This is a genomic window from Bifidobacterium sp. W8112 (assembly GCF_016101425.1).
Classification (GTDB): Bacteria; Actinomycetota; Actinomycetes; order Actinomycetales; family Bifidobacteriaceae; genus Bombiscardovia; species Bombiscardovia apousia.
The window spans coordinates 850,862-865,630 of sequence record NZ_JACFQN010000001.1 but is presented as its reverse complement, the minus strand read 5'-3'; the positions used below and the strand labels follow the sequence as shown (position 1 = coordinate 865,630).

General features: G+C 61.7%; 14 protein-coding genes. 8 read left to right on the top strand and 6 right to left on the bottom strand.

The genetic code is table 11. The annotated features are described in order from the left end of the window. Window positions 1-44: 44 nt before the first annotated feature. Window positions 45-905 carry an aldo/keto reductase gene (locus tag H3T92_RS03595; RefSeq protein WP_144084912.1) on the bottom strand — a complete coding sequence of 287 codons (861 nt, stop codon included), beginning with the start codon at window positions 903-905 and terminating at the stop codon, window positions 45-47. A gap of 183 nt (window positions 906-1,088) precedes the next feature. On the opposite strand from H3T92_RS03595, the gene H3T92_RS03590 reads away from it, so the two are divergent. Beyond that, entirely contained in the window at window positions 1,089-2,171 is a 1,083-nt protein-coding gene (locus tag H3T92_RS03590; protein WP_186279311.1) for a glycerophosphodiester phosphodiesterase family protein, read from the top strand. Here H3T92_RS03590 and H3T92_RS03585 read toward each other — a convergent pair. From H3T92_RS03585 to H3T92_RS03565, 5 genes are all read right to left on the bottom strand, one after another. Further along, on the bottom strand, window positions 2,140-4,215 hold the full coding sequence (locus tag H3T92_RS03585; RefSeq protein ID WP_144084914.1) for an ABC transporter permease: 2,076 nt from the start codon (window positions 4,213-4,215) through the stop codon (window positions 2,140-2,142). The genes H3T92_RS03590 and H3T92_RS03585 overlap by 32 nt on opposite strands. A 296-nt stretch (window positions 4,216-4,511) precedes the next feature. Further along, the gene (gene upp / locus H3T92_RS03580) at window positions 4,512-5,150 is read right to left on the bottom strand and encodes a uracil phosphoribosyltransferase (RefSeq protein ID WP_015022561.1); all 639 of its coding nucleotides are present in this window, start codon (window positions 5,148-5,150) and stop codon (window positions 4,512-4,514) included. A gap of 248 nt (window positions 5,151-5,398) precedes the next feature. Continuing rightward, a complete protein-coding gene (locus H3T92_RS03575; protein ID WP_186279336.1) occupies window positions 5,399-6,094 on the bottom strand; it encodes a thymidine phosphorylase in 696 nt (231 codons plus the stop codon). Between the two features lie 13 nt (window positions 6,095-6,107). After that, window positions 6,108-7,187, bottom strand: a complete 1,080-nt coding sequence (locus tag H3T92_RS03570) for an NUDIX hydrolase (protein ID WP_144084916.1) — start codon at window positions 7,185-7,187, stop codon at window positions 6,108-6,110. Between the two features lie 61 nt (window positions 7,188-7,248). Further along, window positions 7,249-9,495: an RNA degradosome polyphosphate kinase gene (locus tag H3T92_RS03565; protein ID WP_144084917.1), complete on the bottom strand. Its 2,247-nt coding sequence runs from the start codon at window positions 9,493-9,495 to the stop codon at window positions 7,249-7,251. Window positions 9,496-10,165: 670 nt separating this feature from the next. On the opposite strand from H3T92_RS03565, the gene H3T92_RS03560 reads away from it, so the two are divergent. From H3T92_RS03560 to H3T92_RS03530, 7 genes are all read left to right on the top strand, one after another. Beyond that, window positions 10,166-11,128, top strand: coding sequence for a hypothetical protein (locus H3T92_RS03560; protein WP_144084918.1), 963 nt, complete (start codon window positions 10,166-10,168; stop codon window positions 11,126-11,128). Continuing rightward, window positions 11,125-12,213 (top strand): CpaF family protein, encoded by a 1,089-nt coding sequence (locus H3T92_RS03555; RefSeq protein ID WP_144084919.1) that lies wholly within the window; start codon window positions 11,125-11,127, stop codon window positions 12,211-12,213. Before H3T92_RS03560 ends, H3T92_RS03555 begins: the two co-directional genes overlap by 4 nt. A gap of 12 nt (window positions 12,214-12,225) precedes the next feature. Further along, window positions 12,226-12,888, top strand: a complete 663-nt coding sequence (locus H3T92_RS03550) for a type II secretion system F family protein (protein WP_144084920.1) — start codon at window positions 12,226-12,228, stop codon at window positions 12,886-12,888. After that, on the top strand, window positions 12,879-13,421 hold the full coding sequence (locus H3T92_RS03545; protein ID WP_144084921.1) for a pilus assembly protein: 543 nt from the start codon (window positions 12,879-12,881) through the stop codon (window positions 13,419-13,421). Before H3T92_RS03550 ends, H3T92_RS03545 begins: the two co-directional genes overlap by 10 nt. A gap of 187 nt (window positions 13,422-13,608) precedes the next feature. Beyond that, window positions 13,609-13,989, top strand: a complete 381-nt coding sequence (locus H3T92_RS03540) for a DUF4244 domain-containing protein (protein ID WP_232341847.1) — start codon at window positions 13,609-13,611, stop codon at window positions 13,987-13,989. After that, window positions 13,982-14,353 (top strand): TadE family type IV pilus minor pilin, encoded by a 372-nt coding sequence (locus tag H3T92_RS03535; RefSeq protein ID WP_144084922.1) that lies wholly within the window; start codon window positions 13,982-13,984, stop codon window positions 14,351-14,353. Before H3T92_RS03540 ends, H3T92_RS03535 begins: the two co-directional genes overlap by 8 nt. A 3-nt stretch (window positions 14,354-14,356) precedes the next feature. Beyond that, complete coding sequence (locus H3T92_RS03530; RefSeq protein WP_144084923.1) at window positions 14,357-14,752, top strand: Rv3654c family TadE-like protein; 396 nt, start codon at window positions 14,357-14,359, stop codon at window positions 14,750-14,752. The last annotated feature ends 17 nt before the right edge of the window (window positions 14,753-14,769 follow it).

Sequence of the window (14,769 nt, the reverse complement as noted above, 5' to 3'; positions counted from 1 at the left end):
CGTCCATCCTGCACAGATACTGTCAAATACTGTCAGATGCTGAATCAGTTGGCGAAATCCTCCACGGTCTCAGGATCCTCATGGTTCATGAAGGCGGATTTGCCGGTGTCCATGGCCCGCAGCCGGCCCATCTCCTGGTCGCTGAGCTGGAAGTCCCAGATGTCGAGGTTCTCGCGCATGCGCTCGCGGTGGGTGGTCTTGGGGATGACGATGACCCCGTCCTGGACCAGGAAGCGCAGGGCCACCTGGGCTGCGGTCCGGCCGTGCGCCTGCCCGATCTCGGTCAGGGTCGGGTTGGTGAACATCCCCTGGCGTCCCTCGGCGAAAGGTCCCCAGGATTCGATCCGGGTGCCGTACTTGTCCATGTAGGTGCGTTCCTGGGGGCGCTGGTGGAAGACGTGGGTCTCCAGCTGGTTGACGGCAGGGACGATTCTGTTGAACTTGACCAGGTCCACATAGCGGTCGGCGTAGAAGTTCGAGACGCCGATGGCCCGCAGGACCCCCTGGTCGTAGAGGTCCTCAAGGGCGTGCCAGGCTGCGTAGTAGTCGTTGAAGGGCTGGTGGAGGAGGACCAGGTCCAGGTGGTCAGTGCCCAGCTTCTTCATGGACTCCTCGACCGAGGCCTTGGTCTTGTCGTACCCGTAGTTGGTGATCCAGACCTTGGTGGTCAGGAAGACCTGGTCGCGGTCGAGGCCGCTCTGGGCCAGGGCATCTCCGACGGCCTGCTCGTTTCCATAGGCCTGGGCCGTGTCGATAGCCCGGTACCCGGTCTCCAGGGCGTCCAGAACTGAGCGGCGGCACTCGTCCAGGTCGGCGATCTGGTAGACCCCGAAGCCTTCCATAGGCATGAGGACGCCGTTGTTGAGCTTGACGGACGGGACGGAGGCGGATAAATCATTCTGCATGGTATTGCGCTTCTTTCTTGGCAGATTGCTCGACGGAGTTGGCTAAAGGCGGGAGCGTTCCTCTCTGATCTGCTTGTTCAAGGATAGGGCCTTCAAGCAGCTTGAAGTCAAGCTCAGCAAAGCGCGTCCAGCCTCCTGCGATGCTAGCGTGGGTAGTGAAGTAGCTGATGGCTGGAGGCGATGATGGGGTCCAAAGCACGATTGGCCGGCAAGGTCGCACTGGGTCTGGGATTCGGTGTTTTGGGAGGCTGGTGCTGGGCCCTGGCCCCTGGTCTTTCAGTGGTTGCGGGCCGGAGAAAGCCCGTCGGCCTGTCCTTGCATCCATACGCCCATAGGGGCCTGCATGACGCTGGCTCGGGGATGGAGACGACCAATCCCAACCCTGGACAGACCGCCTACCTGCACCGTATCCATGACTGCCTGAAGATTGAATCCGATCGTCCCTCAGGCAGGCACGTCTCGGCCCAAGCCAAGTCCCCTCGGGTAGTGGCGCCTGAAAATTCTCTGGCTGCCTTCGAGGCGGCCTGCAGGGCCGGCTACGGGATTGAGCTGGATGTTCATCTCAGCCGGGACGGCCAGGTGGTGGTCATCCACGATGGAGACCTGCAGCGGATGGCTGGCGTCAACCGGGCAGTGGCGGACCTGACCTATGAGCAGCTGCAGAGGATTCCCCTGTGCCCAAGCCCTGCCCAGGCTCTTGAGTCCGGGGAAGGAATTCCTGGCTCTGCCGACCACGATGGCGGTCCCGAAACGGAGGACGGGGACGGGGGCCTCAACGATCCCGACGCGCAGCATGTGCCTCTTCTGTCCGAGGTGCTCGCTCTGGTGGATGGCCGGGTGCCCTTGGTCGTCGAGATCAAGATGGACAGGGGCTTGGATCGGGAGCTCATGCGTCGGACCGATGCCCTCCTGTCCAGGTACCAGGGCCCCTATGTAATTGAGTCCTTCAACGTCCTGGCCCTTGCCTGGTATCGGGCTCACCACCCAGGCGTCACCAGGGGGCAACTGGTCGCCCCCTACCATGGCCGGGTGGACTCCCGCTCATCGGCCCTGCGCTGGATGGCCGGGTCCCTCCTCTTCAACTGGCTGGGGCGGCCGGACTTCGTGGCCTGCGAGTGGCACAGCGGGCACTCACTGCCCATGCGTCTCTATCGGTTCCTAGGTGGAACGCCCATTGCCTGGACCGTCCGCTCCGAGCATGCGCAGGAGGAGGCCAGTCCGGACTTTGATGGGATTATCTTCGAGTCGTATCTGCCCGAGAGCTGAACCAGCTATACAGGCCTGAGGCCGCAGCGGCCAGGCCTATCGCCCAGAGTGCCATGGTCAGGAAGTAGCCGTAGGGGAGAGGCACAACGCTCATGTCTATCTGGCCGGACAACTGGTGGAAGATGACGGCAAGCACCCCCGCCATGGCCAGGGCTGAAAGAAGGATGGCCGAAAGGGCATCGATTACTGACTCCCAAATCGAGGAGCAGACTAATGTTCCACGTGAAACACCGGCAGCCTGCATTCTCCGATTCTCCTGGCGACGTTCATTGACTGCGATGGCGCATGCCTGGATCAGGAATATGGCCGTTAGGACGATGGCCCCGTTCGCTATCTGGGGCATGGCCCGTTGCACCTTCTGTGACCTTTGGATGTTGGAACGAATGTACTCCTTCTTGGTGCAGGCCTTGATGTCCTTCTTGTCCCATGCTGCATTGAGCCGACTGATCAGATCGTCTGTCTGAACTCCTGGGGCGGTCCTGGCCAGGGTGGTCGATCCACTGTTGTCGGGCGCCAGTTGCGACAGGTCTGCATCCGTCATCAGGTATTCGCCCGTCTGCCCTGTCGGGGTCATATCGACTACGGCGGTGATGGTCAGCGTATGGCCTTTGTCGTACCTGTCGATCAGAGTCAGCTTGCGACCAATAGGGTTTTTCTCCTGGGTGCGGCCACTCGCTATGACGGCGATCTTGCCCGGCCCCAGGTCAGCAGCGGAGCCCTTGATGAAGATTGGGCTAATTGTATTGACGCTCTTGCCTGCTTTGTTGACGTGCATAGCCATGACGGAAGGTTCGTCATTGCCGCCATTATCTTCCTTGTCCGCAGTTGTCCAGGATCCCTCGCTATAGGTGACTGCGGATTCGATGTCTACAATGGACCGAAGTCGGCGATCCAGGTCTCTTGGATCATTGGTCTCTGCGTTGATCATGGTTTCGGCAGCGATCGGCTTATACCGGCTTATGGCTTCTTGTGCCCAGCCGGATCGTCCCAGGGCTATAAATCCGGTTACGATGACCAGCATCAGTATGATCGGCACTGCTACGGCGGTGGAGCTCCGGTTTTCCTTCCGCGCCCTTTGCCGCGCCAGGAGACCGGCGCCTCGGAAGGCCAGTTGGAAGGGGATGCCGATCAGGTTGGCACAGGCCGGAACCAGGACAGGGGCCAGGGCGCCGATGATGACGAGCAGACAGCCGGTCGAGGCCATGATCTGGATTTCAATGTCCATGCCCTTGAAGCGATGATAGACCATGGCCAGTCCTCCAGCCAGGCCGGCCAGGGCGATTATCAGGCGAAGAGGACCGATTGACTTGGTCCCTGACCGATTTCCCGAGTCCTGCAGGGCCTCGATGGGAGAGATCGCGGTAATCCTCCTGGCAGCGAACCAGGTTCCCAAGAGGCCTGCCAGGAGTATCCCTACGAAAGTGAAGAAAATTCCCGTGGGGTGGGGATGCGCGGTCATTTCCAGCGCTTCAAAGCCTGAGTTGATTAGGGACTTGGCGAATGCGGGCACCAGCAGGCATCCCGCCAAACTGCCCAGGAGGGCGGCCAAACCTACCGGAATCATGAATTCCAGTAGGGAGATGAATCTCACGGTCCTGGGAGAGACGCCTGAAAGCCGCATCATGGCATACTCGCGACGACGGCGCTCGATCAGGAATCCCACAGAAGTGATGACCAGGAAGATGGAGACGAACCCGCATATGCAGGCGTACCCTATGGATATCTGTGAAGCGCCGTCTTGGAAGGACAGGGTCATAGCGCGGTCGTAGGAATTCATTGCGCGTGTATCCGGCATTCCGTCGCCCTTCCGAGCGGCAATGGCTACCTGGATCCAGGCGCTGGTAAGGACCGAAGCGGCCATGACCGCCAGGACCATGACCGTGTAGGAGGACCGATGCTCATGCAGGAAGGAACGCACCAGGGAGCCCAGTCCAGGAGTGCGTGCCTTGGTTCGACCTGCGGTTTGCGAGCCGCCCCCGCCCATCGGTCCTGGGGTCCCGGTTCCTGCCAGCGATCTACCTAGGGAAAGGGACTTGCCCTCCATGGTGTGCTCCTTTCTCGCCCTTGAATGCCGCTGTTCTTATTGCAACACCGGGCAAAGGCCCACTCAGGGTGTTTTCAGGGTCAGACCAGGGGGAGAACCAGGGTGGCGATGAGCGATTGTGCGCTTGGCGGGGGGGGGGGTGCGAGGGGGCGGGAGGAGCACGGATGGAATGGGCGCCCTGCCGAGTGTCTTCAGCTGAGGCTTGCCGTAGAAGGCGATTGAAAAAAGGACCCGAACCGCGCAAAGTTCGGATCCTCGTCAGAGATGGGGGTTTATGCCCCTGTCAGTTCGCCAGCTCAGTCGATGACGCCGTAAAGGCGGTCGCCGGCATCGCCCAGGCCGGGCACGATGTAGGCGTGCTCGTTCAGCTTCTGATCGACTGCGCAGACCACCACCTTCAGGTTGATGGAGGGGTCCATCTCCTCCTTGAGGCGGTTCAGGCCTTCGGGAGCGGCCAAAATGTTGATGGAGGTCACGTCCTTGGCGCCGCGCTCAGCCAGGTATTTGGTGGCGGCGATCAGGGTGCCGCCGGTGGCCAGCATGGGATCCAGCAGGAAGCACTGACGGCCGGAGAGGTCCTCCGGCAAGCGGTTGGCGTAGGTGATGATGTCCAGGGTGTTCTCATCGCGCTTGAGGCCAAGGAATCCGACCTCGGCGGTGGGCAGCAGACGGGTCATGCCGTCAAGCATGCCCAGTCCGGCGCGCAGAATGGGAACCACCATGGGGCGCGGGGAGCAGAGCTTCTTGCCCACCATGGGAGCGACCGGGGTCTCGATTGGGTGGTCTTCGATGTCCAGATTTCGGGTGGCCTCATAGGCCTCAAGCATGACCAGTTCGCTGATCAGCTCGCGGAAGGTGTTGGAAGGGGTGTTTTTGTCCCGCAGTACGGTCAGCTTGTGCTCGATCAGCGGGTGTTCCAGTACGTGAAGTTCCATACCTCTCAGCGTAGCTCAGCGGGTCGGCTTCTGGTAGCGACCGGCAAGCCATGCTGCCTTCGATTTGGGAATGGAAATGAAAACGCCGAACCATGCAAGCGCCTGTCGGCGCAAACGCCGCTCGCAGCGGCAACAAACGGAGCCCGGGGCTTAGCCATGGTCCGGCGCAGTCCCCATTGTAGGGCATGCCGGAGTCTGATCTGTGCTCACGGCGCGCTTACGCTTCCGGCTTGAAAGGGCGGCGGGCTCTACTCCAGCCGTCCCCGCCGCCAGAGCGAGGCGCCCCGCATAAAGTCACGGGCCGTCTGATTGAGGGAGTTGACGGTGCGCTGTGCTGCGTCCACATCCTTGGCCTCCTGACCGTCCAGCTGCCGGCTCTGGGCATCCCGGATGGTGGTCTTGATGCCGCGGGCGATCACGTCGCAGAAGGCTCCGGCCCGTTCCAGGGCTATGGCGAAGTCGCCGGTGAAGGCTCCGGAGAGGATGGAGTCGGCGGTTCGGATGATGTCGTCGGCCTCCGGGGCCTGGTCTACGCCGGCGATGGCTGATGCAGCGGTGTCGGTGGGTTCGCCCAGCCGCCACAGACGACTGATTCCGTCAGCGTCCTTACGCATCCAGCTGCGAAGCATGTAGAGCCGCCATAGGATGCCGGGCAGGGAGTCGGGGTCGCTGTCGCTCCAGAGCTCGGCCACGACATCCACGCCTTCGCGGTCTACCAGGGTCAGAACCCGTTTTACTATGACGGGGTCGGCGCTGTGGTGGACCCGGTCCAGCAGGGAGGCTGCAGACACGTGGCTCATCTCGCTGATCTGCTGCGGATCCATGCCTCCGGAGAGCTGGTCGGCGATGGCCGGGTCCAGCTGGCCTGGGCGTGAAGGCCGGGATGCTCCGGTGCCGGACGCCACGAATCCCGTACGGGAAGAGCGGATTGAGGATGAGCCGATTCTGGAGTTGCTGTCAGTAGACAATGGGAGTCACCTTCTGTATGTCGATGATGGTCGGATGATTGGGGTCGCCGGTCAAACTCAGGACGACGGCGTTGCCGGTGGGCATGAAAGGGGAGTCGTCGGGCAGCCGTTTGGACAGTGATCCGCTGGAGCACAGCCCGCGAAGCTTTTCGAAGATGCCCCCCAGGACCGGGCGATGCATGCAGATCATAGTGGTTCTGTTGCCTGTCAGCAGGTCGGCCATCTGCCTGTCCAGCCAGCTGTGGGCCTGTTCCGGGCGGCGGTGGTAGGAGGACTCCGTCAGGCAGGCCACCATTTCCATGGGCAGGCCTACCTCGTCGGCGTAGGGTCGCAACGTCTGCACACAACGGATCCAGGGTGAGGACAGGAGGCGGTCGGGCGCGAAGCAGGCCAGCTCCCTAGCCAGGGCGTAGGAGGTGCCGGCGCCTCTGGGGGTCAGAGGACGATTCGCATCCTTGCCTGTCCACTCCTTCCGTGCCACTGCCTTGCCGTGGCGGACGATGATCAACTGACGAGCCCGGATGCCGCCCTGCTCCACCCGATCCACGAAGGCGTCCAATATGGTTCTGTCGCTGGGGTGGGTCAATAGTTTGCGGGCTTCGGAGGCTCCGACCCATCGTATCTGGTCGACTTCCCTGGAATCAGGCCGGTGGATGGGCCCCAGCAGCGTGCTCTGACCGGCGGCGTGTTCCGAGTCGGTCGATGTGGCCATCCAGTAGCAGATATGTTTGAGCCTGCCGCCCTTGCCGCCCCGGCGTCGGCCCTCGTTGTTCAGGGGATATTCGGCATCCCCTAGGTATGGCCCCAGCCGGACAAGACAGCCTGTCTCCTCGCCCACCTCGCGCACGGCTGCCCGCATGTGGGTCTCACGATTCTCCAGCTTGCCCTTGGGCCAGCTCCAGTCGTCGTATTTGGGGCGATGAACCAGGCAGAGCTCCAGCTCATCAAGGTCGGAGCGTGGGCTGGCTCCTGGGGCTGCCCGGCCGTCGTCGCTGAATTTCATCCAGCCCTGGAAGCTTGTGCGCCACCGGTATAGAATGGCTCCGGCTGCTTCGACCGTCCTGCTCATGGCCGGATGCCATCCCGATCGTCCACCTCGGCGGCGGACCTGCCGGCCTGGAGGCGCATCATCATCGCCTGGCCCTGGGGGTTCGGGCGTGGCGGTCGATCAGGTACTCCTGCGAGTCGACCAAAGGCCGGCCCTGGTCATCCCGGCTGTGGCGCACGTAGGTGCCGTCGGGCTGCATGTGCCAGGAACTGGTGGTGTCAGCCATCTGCAGATCCACATAGTCGATCAGTCCCTGCACCTGCTCGGGGGCAGTGATCCGGACCAGCGCCTCCACACGGCGGTCCAGGTTGCGGTGCATCAGGTCGGCAGAGCCTATCCAGACTTCTGGACCGGCCAGGGGACCCTCGCCGATCTGAGGGCCCTGGGAGTTGGCGAAGGCGAAGATGCGGCTGTGCTCCAGGAACCGTCCCAGGATGGAGTGGACTCGGATGTTCTCACTCAGCCCGGGCACGCCTGGCTTCAGGGCGCAGATGCCGCGCTCCACGATGTCGATGCGGACCCCCGCCTGGCTGGCCCGGTAGAGGGCGTCGATGATCTTTTCGTCCACCAGGGAGTTGACCTTGATTCGTATCCATGCAGGCTTGCCGTTCAGGGCAGTCTCTTCCTCGCGGGCGATCCGCTGCAGCAGCCCGGAGCGAACCGTGCGCGGGGCTACCAATAGGCGGTGGAAGGATGACTTGGGCGCATAACCTGACAGCTGGTTGAAAAGCCGTGTCAGGTCCTGTCCCACCACCGGGTCACAGGTGAGCAGACCCAGGTCGGTGTACTGGCGGGCGGTCTTGGGGTTGTAGTTGCCGGTGCCTACGTGGCAGTAACGACGCAGGCCGTCCTGCTCCTGACGGACCACCAGGGAGAGCTTGCAGTGGGTCTTGAGCCCCACGATTCCATAGACCACATGGACGCCAGCCCGTTCCAGCTGACGGGCCCAGGCGATGTTGGCCTCCTCATCAAACCGGGCCTTGATCTCTACCAGGGCCAGGACCTGCTTGCCAGCGTGAGCGGCATCCACCAGGGCGTTGATGATGGGCGAGTTGCCCGAGGTCCGGTAGAGGGTCTGCTTGATGGCCAGCACTCGCGGATCGGCCGCCGCCTGCTCCAGGAAGGCCTGGACCGAGGTGGAGAAGGAGTCGTAGGGGTGGTGAAGGAGGATATCATGCTCGCGGATGGCGGCGAAGATGTCCTGGGCCTGGCTGGATTCCACCTCGGCTATCTGCCGGTTGGTGGTGGGAATGAAGGGGCGAAACTTGAGGTCGGCCCGGTCGATGGATTGCAGCTCGAACAGGACCGTGCAGTCCAAAGGTGCGGGCAGTCGATAGACCTCCTCCTGGTTGACCCGGAGCTTGCTGGCCAGCAGCTGTGAGAGGAAGGGAGAGGCGGAGTCGGAAATCTCCAGGCGGATGGGCGGTCCGAACCGACGCTGCAGCAGCTCCTTCTCCATGGCGTTGAGCAGATTTTCGGCGTCGTCCTCTTCTACGTCAATGTCTTCGTTGCGGGTGACGCGGAAGGAGCGGGCCTCTTTGATGATCATGCCTGGGAAGAGGTATTCCAGGTGGGCGATGATCAGGTTCTCCATGGTGATGAACCCGTAGCGCTCCTCCCGGCCCTCCTCGTCGGTCAGATCGTCCACAGGAACCAGACGGGAGAGGTTGTCGGGAATCTTGACGCGGGCGAAGTGGGTCTTGCCTGAGGTCGGGTTCTCCACCAGGACCGCCAGGTTCAGGGAGTTGCCTGAGATATAGGGGAAGGGGTGGGCCGGGTCGACGGCCAGCGGGGTCAGGACCGGAAAGACCTGATTACGGAAGAAGTTGGTGAGCCGTTCCTGCTCCTGGCTGCTCAGCTGTGTCCAGCTCAGCAGGATGATGCTTTCGGCGGCCAGATCCGGCAGGATGTGGTTGATGACATAGTGGGCATGCTCGTCCTGCAGCTTGTGCGCCTGCTCGGAGATGGCCCGCAGTTGTTGACGGGGGCTCATTCCGCTGGCGGCCGTCACAGCGATGCCGGTGTCCACGCGACGCTTCAGACCCGCCACGCGGACCATGAAGAACTCATCGAGATTGCTGGCGAAGATGGCAGCGAAGTTGGCGCGCTCCAGCAGGGGCACGCTCTCGTCTTCGGCCAGCTCAAGCACGCGTTTGTTGAACTTGAGCCAGCTCAGCTCCCGGTCGAAATAGCGATCCTCAGGCAAGGGCGAGACCGGGTGATCCGAGTGCCTGGATACATGCCGTGCCTGGCCGTCGGTCTCGGCAATATGCTCCGCGATCTGGCTGCGTAGCAAGGCCTTGGAGGGTGCGTCAAATTTCTGAACCATACCATAGCACTCTATTCGCAGGTGCCGTCCTCTGCAATCGTCGATAACGCTTGTGGATAAATAAGAACGGCCCCCCGCAGGAGGCCGTTCCCACAAGGTCGATCCGGATGGAATCTCTGCACAACATCATCGTTGCAACGGTCAAGTCTTATACACCCGTTCAACGTATCGGTCCTAGTGGCCATACACTTTGTGGGCTTCCTCGTTCTCGAACCGTCCTTGTATATGCCATTATGCCAGTTTTCAGGCCGCTGGCAAGCATGACTGGCAGTTGGGGCGAAGCAAGTAGTCGGCTTGGTCTTTTGTGCGATTGCGTGCATTACGGCGGGCTGAATACGCCAAGTTTGGAGGAATCTGTTGCTTCCCTGTGATCATCTGTGGCCTTTCATAGGTGTGGGCTCAAAAATGCTGCAGTTCCAGGCGTGTCGTAATCTCGATGGATTTATGCACAGTGAGGGTGAAGCGATGTGGAAACATGGGGTCATTCGACCACATAAGCTCTGGGGACTGGTGCTGATGCCAGGGGGCGGGTGTACTGGTAGCCATGACTGGAATGAGCATATGCAGACCGCCGACGATGATACAAGGTGGCATGAAAGGGCGAGCGCCCGAATGGACTCCGCGCTTTTTTAATTCAGTCGGGTTGTCTCCGGAACACCGACCAGGAAGAGTGGCGGGCGCGGCCCGACAGTTTGATTTTCCGGGATCCTCAGGATCAGGTCGCCTGCAAGGCGAGGATGCCGTTCGATTCAAGCAACCCATCCTGTCCGATCGGCGGAGCGTAGGTAAAGATGCTGAACATGAGTCCGTCGTGGCTGGTCTGGTCTTTCTCTCGGCCTCGGGAGGAATTGGGCTGACAACCATGACGGCTCTGATGGGCAAACAGCTCCGGGACATGGCCTTGTCATGCGCTCTGGTGGATCTGGACCTGGACGGCGGAGGGATGGATGTCCTGGTCGGCGTCGAGGGAGCGCCTGGCATGCGGCTTGGGCGAATCCACGCGCCCTTAGGCCGGGTGGATCCTCAGGCACTCCATGAAGAATTGCCGACCTGGGATGGCATCCCGCTGCTCAGCAACGATCCTTGGAGTGCCCCGCCACAGGGCTGGTGGGATCTGGATGCGGCAGTCAGCGCAATGGCTGGATTTGCTGATCTCTTGCTGATCGATGCCGGTCGGGGCCGGGGTCTGGGTAATCTGCGCTCGCTGAAAGGGCTGCCTTCGCTATTGATGGTGGACATGACCGTGCTGGGCCTTGCACGGGCGAAGGCGCTTCTCCATGCTCTGAACGGCCGGAGCAATGCTGGTGATCGAGCCCAAGACAGTCCATTGATTTCATGTAGGCCCCCCATGGCTCTGATTGGAATGATGCCCACACAGCACCGGGTCAGTCATGGCGTCGACCCGGAGCAGGCGGAGGATTTTCTGGGCCGATCGGTGGACGTGGTTCTTAAGCCGCAACCGAAGCTGTCGGCATCCGTTCTGGACGGGCGTGGCCTGGAACGGGTGCCGCGTACATACGCACGGGCCCTTCATCCTTTGGTTGAGCGGATCGCAGGGATGATCGTCGTCGGGGAAAGAAAAGTAGAACGGATATCTTCTCGCGAATCGGTTCGGTCTGGGGCTGTCAAATGATCATAGGAAGTGGGGAAAGCAATGAAGATCCATTCACTGACGACGATTCCGGTCAGCCGCCCACTTTCGGGTACTTGGACCGGCTGACGAACGATCCTGCGGTGACTGACATCGCAGTGACCGGGCAGGGCCATGTCTGGATCGACCGAGGCGCGGGCATGGAGGAGGTCCTGCTTCGGCCTGGATTCGAAGGCCCTCGAGCTGTGAGGGACTTTGCCGTGCAGTTATGCGCTCAGCTGGGAAGTCGTCTGGACGATGCCCGGCCCATGGCTGATGCTTCCAGCAGGGAGGGGATCAGGGTCCACGCCGTGCTGGCCCCGCTTGTTCCCGAGGGTGCCGCCATTTCCATCAGACTGCCCAACAGACACCCGCCAGGTCTGGAGGAGCTGGCGGCTGCCGGGCTGTGTCCCGCCAGCTGGCTCTTCATCCTTCGGGCGCTGGTGGTCAATCGGGCCAGCATTCTGGTAACCGGAGGCACGGGTGCCGGCAAGACCACACTCCTACGAGCCTTGCTGGGTATGTGCCCACGGGAGCAACGGCTGGTCGTCGTGGAGGAGGTGCGTGAACTTGGTCGTATCGCCGGCCATGAGAATATGGTTTCCTTGGCTGTCAGAGAATCCAACGTCGAAGGGGCAGGGGGTGTGGGGCTGGTTGATCTGGTCAAGGCCACACTGCGCATGCGGCCCGATCGGATCATCCTGGGCGAGTGTCGGGGTGAGGAAATAGCTGATCTGCTGCGGGCTTTCAATTCTGGTCATCGGGGTGGCATGGCGACTCTGCATGCAGACAATGTGGAACGCGTTCCTGCTAGGCTGGCGACTCTGGGGCTGCTGGCGGGGTTGCAGCCGAGGGCCCTGGCTGCTCTGGCGCAGGGGGCGTTCGATGCTGTTATCCATCTGGAACGTTCCGGCGGCCATAGGCATATCGCTCAAATTGGTCGACTGACAACTGCAGCCGATGGCCGGCTTCTTGGGGAGGCCGTCTGTACATGGACGGGCCGAGGGGCCGCTACATATGGAACGTCCTGGTCAATGTTCGCTAGGCGGTGGGGTATTGTGACCAGCGCCCCGGCGGGCGTTCCGTAGTTGAGGTGGATTATGCATGACGAGACTGCAGCCTGGCTGGCTGCAATGATGACGGCTATTGCCTGTCTGGTCTTGTTCGCGCCTAGCGGCAGCGCATCCGCGAGACTGAAGGCCATGTCAGTCAGGCCCTCTGCACAGTCGGATAGGCCCGGCCTGGCGGTGCTGGTCACTTCCCTGCTTGCCTATGTCGACAATGGAGGCGGTCTGGTAGAGGCTTTCGAGGAGGCATCCGGGCGGCGGTTCGCCACCCAGGAGGTCACACGGGAACGTGTGATGGCCATGCTGGAGAACCGGTGCCTGCCTCAGGAACGGGGGCCTACTCTGACGATTATGGCCCAGGCTCTGATGGCCTGTTATGGGCTCAGCGCCATCCTGGGCTGCCGGGCTTCTGATGGGCTGCGGACAGTGGCAGCTATGCAGAGGCGGCGGGCGGCACTGGATGAGGCGCGAGAAAAAGCCTTTGCTGTGCCTAGGGCCACGATCCGTCTTCTGTCAGCCTTGCCGGTGCTGACCATCATCATGGGAGAGTTCATGGGTGCGCGACCGTTGTCCTTCCTATGTCGCCCAGGCCTGGGAACTATATGTCTGATCCTTGGGGCGGCCTTCTATGTTTTTGGTCTGGTTTGGATACATCTGCTGATGAACGATCTGGGCAGGGAGGATCTATGGATCTGAAACCACTGATTGCCGCCCTGTCGAGCATACTGGCCTTTCTGCTTATGGAATCCGACGGCCCGGGTGGGCGATTAGCCGATGAGCAGGTCTCCACGCCATCCTTGAGCCTGGTATTGGCCTTGTTGGGAGTCGCTGTTCGTCAGGGGGCCTCCCTGCCCAGGGCCCTGGGTGTGGTTGGTGGGCTGCTGCCAGGCCCTTATGGGCTTCGGATGGTTCGCGTGGCTCACCTGCTCGGACGTGGCAACGGATGGGATCTGTCTTGGTCGGGAGCGATCGGGGATCCTGATTATGGGCAGTCCATGCAGGTCCTGGCTGACTGTCTGGAGCCGTCCTGGCGTTTGGGATCATCGCCTCTGACGCGTATCGAGACGACCCTGCGCCAGCTGGATTACCATGCCCGCAGCGTGCTGGCCCGGGCCACAGCGGCGATAACCGTCAGGCTGCTGGTGCCGACCGGACTGTGTATTCTGCCGGCCTTCGTGCTGATAGGAGTCATCCCCTGCATTGCGGCCTTCGTAGGCCGGATTTCCTGAGGGCATGGAGTCCATGCTGACAGAGTTGTCCACAGGCTGCCGATGCAGGTTCACTCGTCCACATGCATCCGATAAGGCGACCGAGGCCGACCGGAACGGGCACAGTGAAAGGTACCGGATGCCGATTCCCCTGAGGAACGGCCATTCGTCGGGGCGGGGAAGGCAAGGAAAGGCAAAGGCGAGAACGATGACATATTCACAGGAGGTTGCGACGGTCTTCCATCTGCAGACCAGACAGGCAGGAGGGCAATTGGTGCCAACTGAGACATGGCCTGCTGCAGGTGCCGGGTCCTGGTGGCTGCAAAGAATGAGGCAGCGCTCCAACCGGTTCATGACGGCTTTGTATGTTCGCATCAGCCAAGCTATGGACTCTGCAGCGAGTGCCCTGCGTGCGCGTATGGGTGTGGTGCTGGCCAGACCTGAATCGGGGGCCATCACTGCCGAATACGCCGTGATCATGGTGGCAGCTGCCACGCTGGCCGGCGTATTGCTGGCCATTGTTAAATCCTCTTCCACGCGCACTCTGCTGATGGGTTTGGTGAAGAAGGCGCTCAGTGCCGTTGGCTGAAAGACGGTCCGAGTGGAGACGACGGTGGCGATCCGACAGCGGCACGGTAACGGCCGAGTTCGCCATCGTGCTTCCCGCCGTCATGGTTCTGGCTCTCTTACTGCTGACGCTGACTCAGACGATCAGAACCGGCATGGTTTGTCAGGATGCGGCTAACGCGGCTGCCAGAGACCTGATCGTCACCCGGGGCAAGGGCGATCCCCAAGGGCTGGTGCACCGGATGGCCGGTCCGCATACTCAAGTGAAGTTGAGCCCATCGGCCGGACAGACGGCAGTCAGGGTGTCATGCCCAGTGGTTTCCGGCCCGATGGGCGTGCTGCCTGCACAGGTCCATGGCGATGCCGTGGCCATATTGGAGGAATGAGTCATGCTCGGACATGTCAGGAGGACGCGCGTGGAGCGTACCGGTTCATGGCTAGGGGGTTCGGATCCTGGATCTGGTACGGTTCTGGGCATCATACTGATGGCTCTGGTTGGCCTGGGTCTGGTTCTGGCGGCCCTGCTGGGCAATCTCATGATCTGTCGAGCACATGCACGCACCGGTGCCGATGTCTCGGCTCTGGCTGCAGCTTCTGCCCTGGACGAAGGACAGGCGCAACCCTGTACTCTGGCCTCCCGGGTCGCCCGTCTCAACAGCGGGATCCTGACAGACTGCCAGGTGGATGGGAGCGACGTGAAAGTCTCGGTGGGGGTAGACACCGGAGTCTCGATGATTCCGCGTCTGGTCCAGTCGGCCCGGGCAGGGCCTGAGCCCTGTGAATGAGAACAGGAAGCGTGGTC

Coding starts and splice junctions, on each gene's coding strand:
- H3T92_RS03530 (WP_144084923.1), top strand. CDS start 14,357: ATGCTCGGACATGTCAGGAGGACGCGCGTGGAGCGTACCGGTTCATGG.
- H3T92_RS03585 (WP_144084914.1), bottom strand. CDS start 4,215: ATGGAGGGCAAGTCCCTTTCCCTAGGTAGATCGCTGGCAGGAACCGGG.
- H3T92_RS03595 (WP_144084912.1), bottom strand. CDS start 905: ATGCAGAATGATTTATCCGCCTCCGTCCCGTCCGTCAAGCTCAACAAC.
- upp (WP_015022561.1), bottom strand. CDS start 5,150: ATGGAACTTCACGTACTGGAACACCCGCTGATCGAGCACAAGCTGACC.
- H3T92_RS03545 (WP_144084921.1), top strand. CDS start 12,879: ATGGATCTGAAACCACTGATTGCCGCCCTGTCGAGCATACTGGCCTTT.
- H3T92_RS03550 (WP_144084920.1), top strand. CDS start 12,226: ATGCATGACGAGACTGCAGCCTGGCTGGCTGCAATGATGACGGCTATT.
- H3T92_RS03570 (WP_144084916.1), bottom strand. CDS start 7,187: ATGAGCAGGACGGTCGAAGCAGCCGGAGCCATTCTATACCGGTGGCGC.
- H3T92_RS03590 (WP_186279311.1), top strand. CDS start 1,089: ATGGGGTCCAAAGCACGATTGGCCGGCAAGGTCGCACTGGGTCTGGGA.
- H3T92_RS03555 (WP_144084919.1), top strand. CDS start 11,125: ATGATCATAGGAAGTGGGGAAAGCAATGAAGATCCATTCACTGACGAC.
- H3T92_RS03540 (WP_232341847.1), top strand. CDS start 13,609: ATGACATATTCACAGGAGGTTGCGACGGTCTTCCATCTGCAGACCAGA.
- H3T92_RS03565 (WP_144084917.1), bottom strand. CDS start 9,495: ATGGTTCAGAAATTTGACGCACCCTCCAAGGCCTTGCTACGCAGCCAG.